This is a genomic window from Pseudanabaena sp. lw0831, from assembly GCF_016584665.1.
Lineage (GTDB): Bacteria > Cyanobacteriota > Cyanobacteriia > Pseudanabaenales > Pseudanabaenaceae > Pseudanabaena.
Genome location: NZ_BBJB01000032.1, coordinates 1 through 16735 on the forward strand (window position 1 = coordinate 1; position 16735 = coordinate 16735).

The 16735-nt window shown below is 39.8% G+C and carries 12 protein-coding genes; 3 read left to right on the top strand and 9 right to left on the bottom strand.

All coding sequences use genetic code 11. The annotated features are described in order from the left end of the window. The 7 genes from APA_RS25700 to thiS form a co-directional block, all read right to left on the bottom strand. On the bottom strand, nucleotides 1–331 hold a 331-nt coding region (locus tag APA_RS25700; protein WP_201321415.1), incomplete at its 3' end, for a helix-turn-helix domain-containing protein. A 146-nt stretch (nucleotides 332–477) separates the two neighbouring features. Next, nucleotides 478–867, bottom strand: a complete 390-nt coding sequence (locus APA_RS06235) for a hypothetical protein (protein ID WP_201321444.1) — start codon at nucleotides 865–867, stop codon at nucleotides 478–480. Beyond that, the gene (locus APA_RS06240; RefSeq protein WP_201321445.1) at nucleotides 846–1259 is read right to left on the bottom strand and encodes a HEPN domain-containing protein; all 414 of its coding nucleotides are present in this window, start codon (nucleotides 1257–1259) and stop codon (nucleotides 846–848) included. Before APA_RS06240 ends, APA_RS06235 begins: the two co-directional genes overlap by 22 nt. A gap of 113 nt (nucleotides 1260–1372) precedes the next feature. After that, nucleotides 1373–2452 (bottom strand): GTP-binding protein, encoded by a 1080-nt coding sequence (locus tag APA_RS06245; protein WP_201321446.1) that lies wholly within the window; start codon nucleotides 2450–2452, stop codon nucleotides 1373–1375. Nucleotides 2453–2562: 110 nt separating this feature from the next. After that, entirely contained in the window at nucleotides 2563–4434 is a 1872-nt protein-coding gene (locus APA_RS06250; protein WP_201321447.1) for an EAL domain-containing response regulator, read from the bottom strand. A 45-nt stretch (nucleotides 4435–4479) separates the two neighbouring features. After that, nucleotides 4480–9216: a PAS domain-containing protein gene (locus APA_RS06255; protein ID WP_236579422.1), complete on the bottom strand. Its 4737-nt coding sequence runs from the start codon at nucleotides 9214–9216 to the stop codon at nucleotides 4480–4482. A 387-nt stretch (nucleotides 9217–9603) separates the two neighbouring features. Next, nucleotides 9604–9807: a sulfur carrier protein ThiS gene (gene thiS, locus APA_RS06260; protein WP_201321449.1), complete on the bottom strand. Its 204-nt coding sequence runs from the start codon at nucleotides 9805–9807 to the stop codon at nucleotides 9604–9606. Between the two features lie 148 nt (nucleotides 9808–9955). Here thiS and APA_RS06265 point away from each other — a divergent pair, with 148 nt between their 5' ends. Both APA_RS06265 and APA_RS06270 read left to right on the top strand, forming a co-directional pair. Beyond that, on the top strand, nucleotides 9956–12451 hold the full coding sequence (locus tag APA_RS06265) for an HAD-IC family P-type ATPase (RefSeq protein WP_201321450.1): 2496 nt from the start codon (nucleotides 9956–9958) through the stop codon (nucleotides 12449–12451). 102 nt (nucleotides 12452–12553) lie between these two features. Next, a complete protein-coding gene (locus APA_RS06270) occupies nucleotides 12554–13078 on the top strand; it encodes a hypothetical protein (protein WP_201321451.1) in 525 nt (174 codons plus the stop codon). A 17-nt stretch (nucleotides 13079–13095) separates the two neighbouring features. Here APA_RS06270 and APA_RS06275 read toward each other — a convergent pair whose 3' ends face one another. Beyond that, nucleotides 13096–13530: a DUF29 family protein gene (locus APA_RS06275; protein WP_201321452.1), complete on the bottom strand. Its 435-nt coding sequence runs from the start codon at nucleotides 13528–13530 to the stop codon at nucleotides 13096–13098. 184 nt (nucleotides 13531–13714) lie between these two features. Between APA_RS06275 and APA_RS06280 the strand changes: the two genes are divergently transcribed. Next, nucleotides 13715–15079: a hypothetical protein gene (locus tag APA_RS06280; RefSeq protein WP_201321453.1), complete on the top strand. Its 1365-nt coding sequence runs from the start codon at nucleotides 13715–13717 to the stop codon at nucleotides 15077–15079. A gap of 103 nt (nucleotides 15080–15182) precedes the next feature. Here the strand turns inward: APA_RS06280 and APA_RS06285 are convergent, their stop codons facing one another. Next, the gene (locus tag APA_RS06285; RefSeq protein ID WP_201321454.1) at nucleotides 15183–16685 is read right to left on the bottom strand and encodes a bifunctional aminoglycoside phosphotransferase/ATP-binding protein; all 1503 of its coding nucleotides are present in this window, start codon (nucleotides 16683–16685) and stop codon (nucleotides 15183–15185) included. Nucleotides 16686–16735 lie beyond the last annotated feature (50 nt).

The window sequence follows — 16735 nt, forward strand, 5'->3', positions numbered from 1 at the left end:
CAATATTTTGCAGCACTCGCTTGAGTTGTTTCGGTGATTGATTCACCCATTGTTTTATTTGTTCTTGCTGCTCAAGGGTAAACGTGGATTTACGACCTCGCCCTGCTCGGTCACATAATCCCACCAACTTGAGCCTTTCCCAAGCCACAAACCAGTTATGAATCGTTTTGCGACTCACCCCAAAAATTTGCATCAGTTGCGCTATCCTTATCCCTTGAGCGCTCAAAAGAATACAGTGTGCTCGTTGACGGATTGCAAAGCGGTGACTTTGACGATAGATTCTCCACAGTAGCTTTGTCGTTTCAGGGGAAAGTGGAGCAATTAATCTCACAGTAATTAGATCACAATTAAGTAATCCTTAGAATCTTCCCATTACTATGAATATGTGTAAATAATTCTGCATATCTACTTATAGTGGGAGCATCTCAACTAATTTAGATGCTCCCACTAATATCTAACCAAAATCAATAAGCGATCTCACTTGATTTGGTAAATATATCCATCATCAACCCTCACCCCATTAACCATATTATCCGTAAACCTTCTACCAGATAAATTACGATGCCATTGTAATTGTGACTGTCGCAAATCTTCAATTAATTCATTCTTAGGACTTACTGCAATAAGTGAAGTCCAATCAATTTTTAATTCGGGTTGAACATCACGGAATACCGTCAAAATCTCCTTATAAGCTTTGAGAGTACCTTCGCGATCGCATATCTCTGAAGTCAACATCAAATGCCATGATTCTGAATCAGAAGAATAAATCCAAAGCGCTGAATCAGTTGATAGCCCTGCTGAATTGAGGGCATCAATTAATCTTTGTCCTTCTTCAATTTCATAGTTTAGTAATGTTGCTGTAGCCATTGAAAAACTCCATAATCAGGATCGGCAATTGCTGAGTACATATCGTGAGCTTCTTGTTCAGTATATGTCTTATATCGACTTTCAGGCTTCCAATGTTCTATAACTAATAACCAATTAGAGCCAAAACTTGGATCGCTACGACGAGAGGCTAACTCTTTATCAAGTTTAGCATTTTTAACAAGTTTGACTAAATCGTGAGTGTGGCTATCTATAGCCATTTGCTTGTCAGGAAAATCAAACTCTTTGGTATGCCTAGCAATGCAAGCTTTCAAAGCGCACTCCACTACATAGCCACTGAGATAATAGGCTCCAGAATATTGACCATTTTGGAGCAACACTTCGGCTTCTTTAAGACGGATGAAAGCTAGGTTTTGAAAATCTTGTCTATTCAAGGAAATAGAATACTCTTATTAGATTTTTGCATTTCAGTATTTTGCAGGTGAATGAAAAGCGATCGCATATTAATCAAGATCTAACCAAAATCAATAAGCGATCGCTAAATAATTTAAACCAAGCAACCCATAAAACCCTCGCGGAGCTTCTCACTCTCTAAATGTCTGCCAATGAAGACCAATTGATTTTTGCGGAGTTCATTGTCTTTCCAAGGGCGATCGCGAGTTGCGTCAAACTGCATATGCACTCCTTGAAATACCAAGCGCTCCTCAGAACCAGAGAGATTAATAATTCCCTTAGAACGGAAAATATCTTGACCTTGCGTTTTCAATAGCTCACTAATCCATGCTTGGAACTTGTAAGGATTGACCACACCTGCTTCTAGAATACTGACTGAGCCAACCTCTTCATCATGGATATGGTGATGATGTTCGTGTTTGTCATGGTCATGCTCGTGATGATCGTCGTGGTCATGAGGATCATGGTTATGCTCGTGATCGTGATCATGTTCTTCCTTGACTTGAGCTGCAAGAAACTCAGGATTCTTTTCAAGGATACGATTGAGGTCAAAGCCACCAACATTGAGGACTTTATTGATGCTGTCATCGATACTTTCAGTATTGGTTTGATTTAACTGAACGCGATCGACTCTTGCTAAAACGTTCAAATGCTTGATTTTTGCTTCGAGTTCTACTAATTCCGATTCAGTAACCAAATCAGTCTTATTCAGCAAAATCACATCAGCAAAACCAATTTGTTCGAGAACTTCGCGATCGCCCCAATGTTGTTGGACATGCTTAGCATCAACAACTGTCACCACAGCATCAAGGGCAACTTGTCTATGAATGTCCTCATCCATAAAGAAAGTTTGAATTACAGGACCGGGATCGGCTAAGCCTGTGGTCTCAATCAAAAGATGATCGAATTTATTACGGCGGCGCATAAGATTGCCAATGATCCGAATCAGGTCGCCACGCACAGTGCAACAAATACAGCCATTGTTCATTTCAAAAATTTCTTCGTCCGCACCGATAACTAATTGTTGATCGATACCTACTTCGCCAAATTCATTGACGATCACGGCAACTTTCTTGCCATGTTCAGCTGTGAGGATGTGATTAAGTAATGTGGTTTTACCTGCGCCAAGGAAGCCTGTAAGCACAGTAGCGGGGATTTGTGATGTTGCGATCATAGATGATGCCAGATGCTGGGGATGCTTATAAAAATGTACTAAAAACGATTATAGCGTCCTTAACTTTCTATAACCTTAGCGAGACGAGGGGCATTGCTTTGTGCTGACTTTTATCTTTTGCTAGCCAACAGAGTATTTTCGAGCAAAAGATTTGCGGACTCGGTATCGAGAGGCGGCGAAAATAAATAACCCTGTGCGTAATCGCAGGAAAGCGATCGCAAAATTTGTTTTTGTTCTTCCGTCTCAATTCCTTCGGCGACAACATCCATATTTAGACCATGTGCTAAGTTAATGATTGTTGTGACAATATTGTTATTTGAGTTTAGCGCTAACTCTTTGACAAAAGCTCGATCAATTTTTAAGGTGTGGATTGGTAATTCATGTAAGCGGCTTAAAGAAGAGTATCCTGTGCCAAAGTCATCAATACAGAGTTTAATATCGAGGTTTTTTAATTGTTCTAGAGTAATTGATTCAATATTTGAGGAATCTAGTAGGCAACTTTCAGTAATTTCTAATTTAAGACAATTACTTGGTAGATTCAACTCATCCAACATTATTTTGACATTTTGAGCGAAGTTAATTTGTTTAAGTTGAATCGGTGAAATATTGACATTAACCCACAGAAAATTATCAGTGCGATCGCTAGTTTGATCGAGAAATTGTCGATACCAAGTTTGCATTTGTCTCAAAGACTCTCTCAAAACCCACCATCCTAATGCATTGATCAATCCAATTTCTTCAGCGATCCCAATAAACTTAGATGGCGATATCAATTTTCCAGAGGGGTGGTTCCATCGCACTAAAGATTCAAATCCACGGATGCGATTGGAAGTTAAGCAGAAAATTGGCTGATAGTACATACAAAATTCTTCCCGCTCGATCGCTCGTCTCAAATCATTTTCTAAATCTAATCTGGCGATCGCGATATCCCGAGTGGAAGGATTAAAGACATCATAACGACCACGACCTTTATGCTTTGCCTGATACATGGCAATATCAGCATCCCTCAGGATATCTTCTGGCTGTTGGTAATCTTCGGTACCAATAGTAATCCCAATGCTGATACTAACAAATAGTTCGTAGTCGTAGAGTTTAAAAGGCGTTTCTAATTCAGCTTGGATGCGATCGGCTAAATCTGTTGCCTCTTCAAGGTTCGCAATGTCTTCAAAGAGGATCACAAATTCGTCACCGCCAAATCTGGCGACAGTGGCACGGGCAGGCAGTGAGGCTCTAAGTCTGCGGGTTGCCTGTTTGAGTAGCTCATCGCCGACTAAGTGACCGAGGCTATCGTTAATTACTTTAAAGCGATCGAGATCGGTAAATAAAACAGCATAAAGTTGCTTTTGCGTAGTCAAATACTGCAAACGCTGCATCAACCAAGCTCGATTTGGTAATCCAGTTAGGGTATCGTGAAATGCCTCATAAGCAAGTCTTTGCTCTCTAAGTAATAATTGTGCTTGCACCTTTTGGAGATCGCAAAGAGCATCCGAAAGCTCACTTGTACGTTCATTGACACGATTTTCTAATTCTTGAGTAAAGTTTTGCAGTTGCAGATTTTTTTCCTGTACTTGCCTTGTTAAAGAACTAACTTGTAGATGGGTCTTTACTCTAGCTATTACTTCATCCCGATCAAAAGGTTTAGTGATGTAATCAACAGCACCCAAATCAAATCCTTTAACCTTGTCTAAAGTGTCTGAGAGGGAAGTCATAAAAATAATCGGGATTTCACTAGTTTCTGGCGTGCTTTTTAATATTTTACAAGCAGAAAATCCATCCATGATCGGCATCATTACATCTAAAAAAATTAGATCGGGTTTGACATAAATTGCCTGCTCGATCGCACTTTCGCCATCAACGGCAACCAAAACCTCCCAATCACAATTGGCTAAAGTTCCAGATAAAACCTTGAGATTATTGGGGTTATCATCAACTATTAAGATTTTGCCTAATATTTTGCTTTTGGATAAAAATTCTGTATTCATGGCTTTAGTTTAGATAATGGTTGTCAATTGAGTTATTTATCTTGCTTAATTTCGGTAGCACTTAATAAATTCTTTTATTTTTTTGATCTGAAAATCATTTGCCATTTTTTGTAATTCCTGTGCAAAGGGTGCAAGATTAACATCTTGCTTTTCAAGCTTAATTGAATGTTCGATAATGCTATTGATATTCCCCTGCATTACTAAATCAAAGAGGATGTCAATTTCTTCGATCGGTGGAGCTACTAAAGAGTATTTTTGATTTACGACCATTTCTTTAATTAAGTTTATTTCTGGGAAGCCAGAATTTTGAGATGGTTTTATTTCTTCATATATCCAATTTATATTTAGATATTTCTCGATTTTAGTCAATAAACTATCAAAGTGAATCGGCTTAGGTAAAAAATCATTGCCTCCTATTTCTATACTTTGATTTTCATCTTTACTAAAAGCACTTGCCGAAGTAACGATAATGACAACATCACTTAAATCAGTAGATCTCCGAAATTGTCTGATCATTTCAAAGCCATCCATTACTGGCATAACTAAATCGGTAATGATTAGATTTGGCTTTACAGTAGCTGTTAAGTCTAGAGCCTCCCGCCCATTATTTGCTTCAAAGATTTTAAATCCAATTTCTTCCAGTAGTTTTACTAAAATCATGCGATTTTCCCACTTGTCATCAACCAAAAGAATTGTTTGCTCATCCCCTCCATATCCTAATATCTTTCGTTGTTTAATCTGATTGTTAGTCTGTAGACAATCAAGATCTACATTCGTTGCCTTTAAATTCAATTCCAGCCAAAATGTACTACCTTTACCTAATTCACTTTTAACATTTATCGAGCTTCCCATAATTTCGACAATTTTTTGACTGATTGCTAATCCCAAGCCTGTACCCTCAGATTTTGATTGCAAATTACCAGCTTGCTCGAATGGTGAAAATATATTCTGTAACAAATCTAGACTGATACCAATGCCCGTATCTTCGACTTGAAATCTCACTTTGTGCAAAGTATAAACCTCGCGATCGCCTAAATTGGAGTAGGAAATATCTGAATCAAGTGCTTCAACCCTGAAGGTTACGCCTCCATCTTCCGTAAATTTGATCGCGTTACCAAGTAGGTTAAGTAGAACTTGGCGCAAGCGCTTTTCATCAGCTTTAACGCCTATTGGCAGATTGCTAGATGGCAAATACGTAAAAGTAATCCCTTTTTGCTCCGACCTAACCGAACAAATCTCTACGACACCTTGTAAGAAATTAGGGAAATGGAAATCGCTTTCGATTAGTTCCATCTTTTGCGCTTCAATTTTTGACAGATCGAGAATGTCGGCAATTAAATTTAGTAAATGTTGGCTGCATTGCTTGATGACATTGATGCCTTCAATTTGCTTTGCAGTTAAATTGCGATCGCGTTGAAGAATTTGTACGTAGCCAAGAATTCCATTGAGCGGAGTTCTTAGCTCATGGCTCATATTTGCCAAAAACTCACTCTTAGCTCTATTGGCAGAATCCGCTTCTCCCTTTGCTTTGGCAAGTTCTAACTCCGCTTGTTTGCGTTCGGTAATATCAGTGTGCGACCCAATCATGCGGATCGGGGTTCCATTATTAAAAAGAGCAATTCCTCTTGCTAAAATCCACTTATAAGAGCCATCTTTGCAAAGAACTCGATGCTCAGCGATATAGTGAGGAATTTCTCCCGCCCAATAGCTTTCGACTATAGACATTACTTGGTTGAGATCTTCAGGATGTACGAGATTAATCCAAGAGTCAACATTAGGAGCAATTTCTTCTTCCTCATATCCCAACATAGTTTTATATCTAGTCGAGAAAAACACATTATTGGTGATGCAGTCCCAATCCCAGATGCCATCATTATTTCCCTTAAGTACTAATTGCCAACGTTTTTCGCTTTCTTTAAGCTGCTGCTCAGCAAGATTGCGATTAGAAGACTCGATCGCTAGGATCACCAGATCGCCAATTGAGCGAGCAAAGCTTTGTTCTTCTAGAGTCCATTCACGTAAAAATTCCACGTGCTCGATGCATAAAACTCCCACAGTAATGTCATCTCGACGAATTGGGATTTCCAGCATTGATGCGATTCCTAAGATTGAGAGATAATCTACAGCAAGCTCGAAAGTACGGGCATCTGTCAATACATCGGTTACTGGTAGCACCAATTCAGCTTGTAAGGCTGCTAAATAGTGGGGATAATTGGCGATCGCTAAATCAGGTTCGATAAGATGTTGATTAGAACTCAACACAAATTGATCGAGACATTCCCAATAAATACGATCCTGCTTTGCCATCCAAAGACTAACTCGTTCGACATTAAGGGTTTGGGCTACAGTTTCGGTTATTAGTCTAATGTTTGACTTTAAGTCACCCAATCTCAGCTTTTCATCTCCTGCCAGTTTTGCTAAAACCTGATTGTGGAGGCTGAGCGTAGAGGCCCGTTTTTGCAGATCTTCTTCATATTTGTGACGCTCGGTAATATCAGTATGAGAACCTATCATCCGAATTGGCACACCACTTTCGTCAAAGAGAGCCTTAGCTCTAGCCAAAATCCACTTATAACTACCATCTTTGCAACGCAATCGATATTCCACAATGTAATTGGGTATCTTTTTCTCTAAGTAATTATTTGTAGATTTGATTGCTAAATCTACATCTTCGGGATGAATTAGACCGCGCCATGTATCAGCAAGACCTACTAGTTCGTTTTCGCTATATCCGAGCATGGTCTGATAACGTGGCGAATAGAATGCTTCATTGGTCTGACAATTCCAATCCCATATACCATCATTATTACCTTCTAACGCAAGTTGCCAACGTTCTTCGCTTTCTTTTAATTGCTTTTCTGCAAGATTCCGATTATAGGATTCGATCGCTAGAGCTACTAAATCGCCAATCGAACGGGCAAAGCTTTGATCTAACAAAGACCAATTTCTTGGTTCGCCAGTATGTTCTAAACTTAAAATCCCAACTACGTCGTTATTCTGACGTAATGGGATTTCTAAGGTGGATGTAATTCCAAGCTGAATGAGGTAGTCATCTGTTAAATCTGATGTTCGCGGATCGTTTAGTGCATCATTTACGGAAATTGCTAATTCGGTTTTTAATTTACCAAGATAGCTGGGGAGAGCGTTGGACAAAAAGTTTGGTTCGATAATATGTTCTTCAGTACTTAACAAAAACAAGTCTAGACAAGTCCAATGAGTTCTGTCTTCTTTAACTAGCCATACGCTACTACGCTCAACCTTAATGGTTCTTGCTACTGCTTCAGTTAACTTTTGAATGCAAATGGATATATTCCCTTGATGCATGGATTCATCTTTTGCCAGCGCATTTAGCACCTGATAGTGGTGGCTAACAACGACGGCTTTTTCTTGTAATTCTTCTTGGATCGCAATGCGATCGCCAATTTCTTTTTCTAGTTCACTAGTACGTTCTTCGACTTTGCGTTCTAGCGATCGTGAATATTCCTGTAATTGTTCGCGAGATTGACTTACCTGCAATCTCATAGTCTCTAAGGCTTTGGCAAGTATACTTAGTTCTACAATTCGAGAATTAGGGATCGGCTGGCTTAAATTTTCGGAAGCGATCGCTAAACTGGCATCCCGCAATTGAAAAATAGGTTTAACAATCAAGCTTGCTGTTTGTATTCCCAAAACGATAAATACCCCACCTATGCCAACACATAGCCATAACAGCGAGGTTGATTCATTATTAGGCTTAGAGAGAATATCAGCTTTAGGAAGTGCTACATAAATATACCAATCTAATCCCGCAGGATCTTGATAGGGATATATTTCAATAATTTGCTTTTCGGTTTCTAGTTGACTGCTATTTTTTTTAGGGATATCAATCTCTAGCCGATCGACATTTTGAATATTATCTATTTTCCCAAAGCGCTTATTTGTAGAAATTATTACTTCTCGAATAACAGCGTTATCACTATCGCTAGCTTTAAGCCTCTGGATATTACTATCTTTTTTAATGGTTAATGGTGTTTTAGTGGATGTAGCTACTAAAAGCCCCGAGCGCTCGACAATAAAAATTTGACTGGAAGAACTGACTCGTGTTTTCTCAAGCAAGTCGTTGATTTTACTAAGATTTAGACTTGCCGCGATTGCATGTTTTGGATTGCCTTGTTTATCAAAAAGAGCTTGAGTAGCTGAGATACCAAGCTCGAAACTATCTTCCAATGAATAAATATCCGTCCATACTAAATCTTTTTTTGCGATCGCTTTTTCATACCAATGACTAGTTCGAGGATCGTAATCTAGATCGCTTTTAAATATAGCCCCCAAGCCTCCATTGAAATCGAATTGATACCAGTTCCGCTTCGGGAATTCACCAGTAATTTTTAATATGAATTTATTATTGGGTTGACGAACGATCCCAATGTAATTTCCCCATTTATCGCCGATGTTGATATCGCTAATAGATGAAAATACATTTGTCAACCTTGTAAACTGTTGAACAATCTCTGAGGATGTTTGCGTATCAATTGGATCGGTTTTGCGTGCTTGGATATTTAGCTTGATAGCCTGCATTGGCGATCGCAAATAATCATTAATCTCTTGCTGCAAAGATCTGATCGCATTTTCTCTCAACTTGCTACTAAAGTCATTAGCATTTCTTTGTTCGTTCTGAAAAGAGAAATAGCCAATGATCCATACAGCAGCAACTACTTGGAGAATAAAAGGAAAAGTCATTAGTAATCGTATCGAGACTTTCCTGAATTTTTGGTTTTCTTCACTAGCTGTATTTTGAGCCATGTATAGTTGAGCTGGTGATTGGACAATCTCAATTTGTAAATATCTTTGCAGTGTAAGTATTTTGGCTTAAGTTACATAAATACATTGGTTGTCTACGATACTTCGATCTCGAAAGTAGTGGTAATTCATAAATTCAGCAATTCTCATTATGAAACCGATTTTGGTATTTCCAGCGCCTTTGGCGCTGGAAATACCAAAATCGGTTTTTTGAAAGCCCGCCTACGGCGGGCTTTCAAAAAACCGATTTCTATAATGAGAATTGCTATCATAAATTGTCCCTACTCCATAACTCTTAAAGAAATCTTCGATCAGATGAATCAAGAAACTTTTGAGAAATTTTTTGGTTCGGGTCTGAACGCAAAGCTCTGTATCCACTTCTCTTGGAATTTAACCGCCGCCTACAATAGTCACTACTTCTAAGCGATCGCTATTTTGGATAATTGTGTTTTCCCAGAGTTGACGATGTAAAATCTCGCCGTTATACTCCACTGCAACTAAGCGAGGATTCATTCCTAAATATTTCAGCAATTCGATCATCGTGAGATTTGGCTCACAATTGCGATCGTCACCATTTACTTGCAACGTAATCATAATTAAGGTTTAAATTTAAGTGCTCATATCGATTTTAGAGTTTTCAGTGTCGTAGGTAATCAAAACCCAAAAATGAAGAAAGGATACTTGGCATCCCTTCTTCATTTTTGGGTTTATACTGCTTACTAAAAATGATATCTGTGCGTCTATGCCACAATCTACATCAGAAAATACTCCCGACTCGCCCGCGACCGCATTGCCAAACGTCGATATAGGACTTAGTGAAGCTGAAGTCGCCGATCGAAAGCAGCGTGGTGATATCAATGTCGTGGTCATGCGATCGAGTCGCACCTACAATGACATTTTCAAAGAAAACGTTTTTACATTATTTAACGTTACCTTTGGTGTGATTTTAATCTTGATGATGGCGCTTGGGCAAATTACCGATGCCATCTTCTCAGGATTTTCGGTGTTTATGAATATTCTGGTCGGGGTGGCGCAAGAAATTCAGGCAAAGATGACGCTGGATAAGCTCGCCTTGCTGTCGGTGCAAAAGGTAAAAGTACGACGTGATGGCGAAGCTCGGGAGATTCCTGTTGGTGAGTTGGTGCGTGATGACCTGATCGAGCTGAATCCAGGCGATCGCGCTCCTGTGGATGGAGCTGTACTACTTTCCCAAAATGTGGAAATGGATGAATCATTGCTCACAGGAGAGTCCGATCCTGTAGCAAAACAAATTGACGATATTGTACTGTCTGGTTCTTTCTGTTTAGCAGGAAGTTGCGTATTTCGTGCCGACAAAATCGGCAATGAAAGCTATGCAGTCAAGCTATCACAGTCTTCGCGAGTATATAAGCGAGTCTTTACACCCTTACAAAAAAAGATTGATGTTCTCGTCGAAATTTTTGTGCTAGTGCTGATTGTAGCAGCGTTCTTGCATGTCGCATCCAGTCTCAATTCGGGGCGAACAATGGTGGACACGATTCGCTATGCTTCGGTAATCATCAATAGCTTTGTGCCAGCAGGGTTGATCCTCTCGATTAGTGTTGCCTTTGCGATCGGTGCGGTAGAAATCAGTAAGCGACGAACCTTGATTCAAAAAATCAATGCCGTTGATTCGATGAATAGTGTGCGGATTCTCTGCACTGACAAAACGGGAACGCTGACTCAAAACAAACTTGTAGTGAAAGAGATCGTGCCTTTGGGTGATACCGATGAAGATTCACTACGCGAGCTGATTGCTCTTTATACAAATCTGATGGGAACTCAGAATAGCAGTGCCAAGGCAATGGCAACTTTTACAGATAAGCCGCGATCGCCTGCACAATTTGTCAGCGAAGTTCCCTTTAGTTCTAGCCGTAAATGGGGTGCGATCGCCATCGATATAGGCACAACGATTATGGTCGGAGCGCCAGAGATTTTATTCGCCAATCCTGAGACGCAGGAAAAAGCTAAGCAATATGGAAGACAGGGTTTGCGAGCGATCGCCGTAGTCACCAGTGAAGATACTTTTGACGCATCTGATAAAAACCCTGCTTTGCCTAATAATCGACGAGATCGCGGCTTAGTCCTGCTCGAAGATAGTCTGCGTCCCGATGTGATCGAGACGATCGCCGAATTACAAAACAAAAATATTCGCCTCAAAGTGATATCGGGCGATAGTGTCGAAACTGTAGCTTCGATCGCGCGTCAAGCAGGAATTGCCGTTCCCGATGATGCTGTATTCACGCAAAAAGATTTAGAAGCTATGGATTCGCCCACCTTTAGCCGTTCAGCAGCCTCTGGCGCAGTATTTGGCAGAATTACTCCCGACATGAAGCGTCGCCTAATTTCGGCGATGGTGAAGCGCGGTGGTTATGTGGGCATGGTTGGCGATGGGGTTAATGATGTACCTGCATTTAAGGAAGCACAACTTGCGATCGCCATGAATGACGGCGCTCAAATCAGTAAAGATGTTGCGGATATAGTTTTACTTGATAATAATCTTTCGGCGCTACCACAAGCTTTTGCCGCAGGGGATGACATCAAACAGAAGATTCTCTCTACAGCTTTGCTCTATCTCACCAAAAATATCATGGTGATTCTGACGATTTCCTTTGCAGGATTTGTGCAGCTTCCCTTTCCAGTCGAACCACGCCACATGACAGTTTTAACGATGGCAGTAGTGGGGTTCCCGACGATTTGGATTGCCTTTGGCTGGCTGAAACCAGTAAGACTAGAGAACTTCTTGCGTGATGTCTTGGGCTATAGCTGCATCGCAGGGATTTTTGGAGCAATATCGATGACCATCGGTTATATCTTTTCCTATTACATCAGTGGTTGGGCGCTGCTCAAGGTTCCCTATAGTTCAACCATGATTAGTTCAGATGCTTTTCAAGATATTGCTAAAGGTCAAGCACAATGTGTTAGCACTTTTATCGGTATGCTTTTCTGTCTATTTGTGTTTTGGAGTATTACTGATATATCAATATGGAAAGTGCGTACTCTTTTTAAAAATTCTACGGCTGCTATTGTCGGTATTTTATCAGTTGGGATTTCAGCCATATTCATGTTGCTTTTCCCCGCATTTTTTCAAGTTGAAGTTCCCGATCAGTTTGGTTGGTCGATGATTATCTTTTTACCAACTGCTAGTTATTACATGTTACGCATGATGCAATCGAGCAAGTTGTTTCGTCATTTGCCACGCTATCTCAGTCAGCCATAATCGGATGAGCTTCGCAAAGCGATGCTATTAGGGCGGCGCTTCGCGCCGCCCATCCTACCCCTAAAATCCTGCCATCAATTTGAAATTCATACTACAAACATGATGAAATCTAGAACTATCAAACGCCCGATCGCTATTACCATTCTTGCAACTACGATGCTGGGGATGAGTCTTGTATTGATTTGCGATCGCATTCTCAATTTTTATATCTATCAATTTCTGGAAAACAATGCTCCTTTGGTTGACAGCAATTCTATTAATTTACAAGTAGTTTCAAATATAGCTTTCCTAGGTTTTAGCATCGTGCCAATTTTATTAGCGATTGGACTGTGGTATTTGAAGTCTTGGGCAAGATTTCTGAGTATATGTCTCTTTAGTTCGGTGATGTTTCCTGCGATCGCGGCTTCTATAAATTTGATTTCACCACCATCGGCAAGTAAGCTTTTAGAAATTCCTACGGTTTTTGATGATGTTTTTAGCGTAGATGCAACTACACCAGCCTCACGTCTGATTGTTCTTAATCCATATATCGCTATTGGTAGTGCGATCGCGCTTGTGATTTTGCTCATGCCTGCGATCGGCAGAGCATTTCACCATCGTTACATTTCTGTGAATCCAGAAGATTAGATAAATTTACACTTTACCTAATCTTCTAGATTAGTTGAGATTAAGATGATGGCGCGATCGCTTATTTCGTCACGGTTAACTAACTTTGCTAACTCTTTTGGTGTATATCGCCCTTCTTCAACTTCTGTGGCAGCGCGATCGAGAGCTTCGGGATAAGCTTCTAAAATAGCTAGGCGTAACTCATCGGTATTCAGATATGTCCCACCAGCTTTGCGGCGTTTGTTTTTAGTTTGGATGCTGCGAATAGAGTTGCGAATTGACAGATCCCAAGATCTGGTAGTGCGGTTTTCGGCTTGCTGTTTGATCAGGTGCATAAGCAAAACTACGGCATAGCTACGAATATTGTTGATTTTATCGTCTTTGCTCATTTCTTCTAATTCGTCAACAATTGCCAAAGCTCCAGACATATCGCCTTTAATTAGCAATTCCCTTAACGTCAAAAGTTCTTCCATATTTTTGTTGTGTGAGAATGCGATATATTGCAAGTATAAAGATTTTGTGTAGAAATTTTGTGGTTAACGTCTAAACAAATACCGATTTTTTAATTGAATGTCATTATACTTTTTTATCAAATACTGATTGCAATTTAGCTGTAAATTTTTCAAAAAACAATTACTTAACATTTAGAAACTAGATATGAGTGAAATCCTAGAAACTATTCAACCCATCTACCAGTGTGAGAAAAATCAAATAATATCTTTGTATGAAGGAGAAATGGAGTTAGTAGATGACAGCCAAGTTATCTCAGGCGTTGGGAAAATTGAGTTCACTTGGTTTCCTGAAATAAAGACTAAATTCTCAATACAGCATAATTTTGAATTCATAGATTACAAAAAAGATAAACAGGTTAGATTTGTAGTTTCTGAAATTGATGACAAGAAAATTGTTGCTCAAGCTCATATTTCTAAAATATCTTTTAATTTCTCACCTACAGGAATTAGTCTAATAAATGGCTATCTATCAGATAGTGAACTAGGAAATGGTAGTGAATTATCTTACATTGTTTTCCATTTAACAAATTTTGTGGAGTACAAAGGCGAACATGTTGGAGATTCTTCTAAGTTATGGGCTAAATTGACGCTTGAATCAAATGATTGGCGAGTGACAATTGAATCCATAAGTAAAAAGATTTTTGATTCGTTGGAAGATGGTGGGTATGCAATAACCCATATGAGTAGACTAGAGCGTGTTGATAGTTCTAACTTTACTTCTCAAGAAGCTGAGGAGGTTTTAGTTGGGTTAAATTACTTTCTCTCGTTTGTTGCTGGTCGATGGGTGTCACCTGCATTACCTGTAGGATTTAACTCAACTGGTAAGAGAGTGTGGGAAAAATGGTTGCATTATCGTACAGATAATTATCGGTATGTAACATCTTGGTTCCCAAAATTAGAACCTACCAATATATCTGTTGTGTTTGCTGGCTTTATAAAATGGTGGAGTGACGAGGATTGGCAAGAGTCATTTAAGCTTCTAATCTATTGGTACGTTGAGAGTAATTATTCAACAGATATTGAACAATCGATTCCTATGACTCAGTTTGCTTTTGAGCTACTAGCATGGATTGTTCTTGTTCAAGATCGAAAAAAATTCAGCAACAAAAAGTTTAAAGATTTGAGTGCTGAAGCAAAAATGCGTGAACTATTTCTTAATGAACTTCAGATTCCAATAGCAATGCCTCCCATATCAGAAACATCGCCTTTATTTCTTGATGAGTTAAAAAAGATACGGAATAAAGATAATAGTCCCTCAGACAGTGCAGAATGTATTACAGCAATTCGCAATAGAATTACACACCCAAGAAAACAGGAAGGATCTACAACTATTTTAAAATACTCACATGAAACGCGAGGAGAGGTACGTCGTCTATGTATATGGTATTTAGAGCTTTGTCTACTGCGGCTATTTGCATATGAAGGTATCTATGTAAATCGTCTGTATAAATCGGAGAGAAATTACGATAAAGTGCCTTGGGCTGCTAAAGACGAAGATGCTGACAATTAAGTAAAAATAGTAAAAGACAATTGTTTTTGAGATGTAAAAACAACTGTCTTTCATATTTATCAAGTTCAAATTAAGTAAAGTAAATGTTGCAATTCGATGATCGCTATGCTTTCTTCACCAAGCCCAACTCCTCAGCCGTGAAGTCTTCAAAGGTAGCTTGCTGACTGGCTAATAGCTCAACCGTGGCATCAGCGATATCATTATTTGCCGCAGAGCGATCGCGTAAACGTTGCTCTAAAACTTCCACGGGGGCAGTGCAGTAAACGATCTCAACAGGGATGTTTTGGGCTTGAGCAGCAGCGATCGCTTGACTGCGTAGACTAATGCGATCGTACTTCGCATCGAGAATCACCGTGAAGCCTTTGCTTGCTAACAAAGCACCTAACTCTGCCAATCTGGTATAAGTTTTCGCCGTCATCTCTGACGTATAAATATCATCACTACCACGCTCCATCAGGTCGATTCCTGCAATCTGCTTGCGAATCGCATCCGATCGCAGATAGATAGCATCTTGCCCAGAGGCGATCTCTTTGGCAGTTGTGCTTTTGCCAGAACCAGATACACCCGACATGATGATCAACTTGCCTTGCTTGGGTTGGGTATATTCCCATGCAAGTTTGTAATATGCCGATGCTTCTGTTTGAGCATTCGCCTTTACATCCGCAGGAATATTGGGATCGTCGAGCAAGAAGGAAGTAACCTTAGCGCGAATATAAGCACGCATACTGCAATGGAGAGGTAACAGTACGGCTCCTTCATAATCGCCAGTACATTCTAGATAGGTATTCAGGAAAATATTCGCAAGATCCCTTCTGCCGCGAAATTGCAAATCCATCAATAGAAACGCTGCATCGTAAAGCACATCGCTATTGCGGAATGGCTCATTAAATTCGATACAATCAAAAATCTGGATTTGACCTTGATAAAGACAAATATTTTTTAAATGCATGTCTCCATGACATTCGCGGACTTTGCCCTTAGCAATGCGATCGCTAAATAACTCAGCATTCTCCTCAAAGAATTTATCTGTATAGGCGCGAGTTTGAGCAAGCTGTTCCTCAGTTTGAGCAATACCAACATATTTTTCCGTGGAAGCATAGTTATCATTCGCCACAGCCCGAACGGATTCCATTGTGCCGAAACTATTGATATGATCATTGGTCAGTGCATTCTGATGGAATACCGCCAACTGTTCGCCAATCTGTTTCACATGGTCAACTGTCAATCTGCCTGAGGCAAACATCTCAATCAGCAAGTCCTCTTGTGAGAATTCTGGCATGGCGATCGCATATTCCACAGGTGTACCTGTGCCAGTCCGATCAAAGTGATATTTCCCATCTGTTTCGATAATGGGCAAAACCGAAAGATATAGGTCAGGTGCTAAACGGCGGTTAAGTCGAAGTTCTTCTTCACAGAAATATTTGCGCTTTTCTAATGTGGAAAAATCTAAGAAGCCAAAGTTCATTGGTTTCTTGACTTTATATGCATAGTCGCCTGTTAGCAGCACAAAGGAAATATGGGTTTGCAGAAGTTGGATTGGCTCAGTAACAGGTTGTTCGTAGAACTCAGGCAAGAGCATTTGCTCAATGATTGGCGGTAATGACATAGTTATTTAATAGTTGGATTTGATTAATTGAAGGCTTGCTTTGCAAGCCT

What these genes read in the sequence shown, in the direction of transcription:
- APA_RS06235 (WP_201321444.1), bottom strand. Translation starts at nt 867, where the DNA reads ATGGCTACAGCAACATTACTAAACTATGAAATTGAAGAAGGACAAAGA.
- APA_RS06245 (WP_201321446.1), bottom strand. Translation starts at nt 2,452, where the DNA reads ATGATCGCAACATCACAAATCCCCGCTACTGTGCTTACAGGCTTCCTT.
- APA_RS06250 (WP_201321447.1), bottom strand. Translation starts at nt 4,434, where the DNA reads ATGAATACAGAATTTTTATCCAAAAGCAAAATATTAGGCAAAATCTTA.
- APA_RS06255 (WP_236579422.1), bottom strand. Translation starts at nt 9,216, where the DNA reads ATGGCTCAAAATACAGCTAGTGAAGAAAACCAAAAATTCAGGAAAGTC.
- thiS (WP_201321449.1), bottom strand. Translation starts at nt 9,807, where the DNA reads ATGATTACGTTGCAAGTAAATGGTGACGATCGCAATTGTGAGCCAAAT.
- APA_RS06265 (WP_201321450.1), top strand. Translation starts at nt 9,956, where the DNA reads ATGCCACAATCTACATCAGAAAATACTCCCGACTCGCCCGCGACCGCA.
- APA_RS06270 (WP_201321451.1), top strand. Translation starts at nt 12,554, where the DNA reads ATGAAATCTAGAACTATCAAACGCCCGATCGCTATTACCATTCTTGCA.
- APA_RS06275 (WP_201321452.1), bottom strand. Translation starts at nt 13,530, where the DNA reads ATGGAAGAACTTTTGACGTTAAGGGAATTGCTAATTAAAGGCGATATG.
- APA_RS06280 (WP_201321453.1), top strand. Translation starts at nt 13,715, where the DNA reads ATGAGTGAAATCCTAGAAACTATTCAACCCATCTACCAGTGTGAGAAA.
- APA_RS06285 (WP_201321454.1), bottom strand. Translation starts at nt 16,685, where the DNA reads ATGTCATTACCGCCAATCATTGAGCAAATGCTCTTGCCTGAGTTCTAC.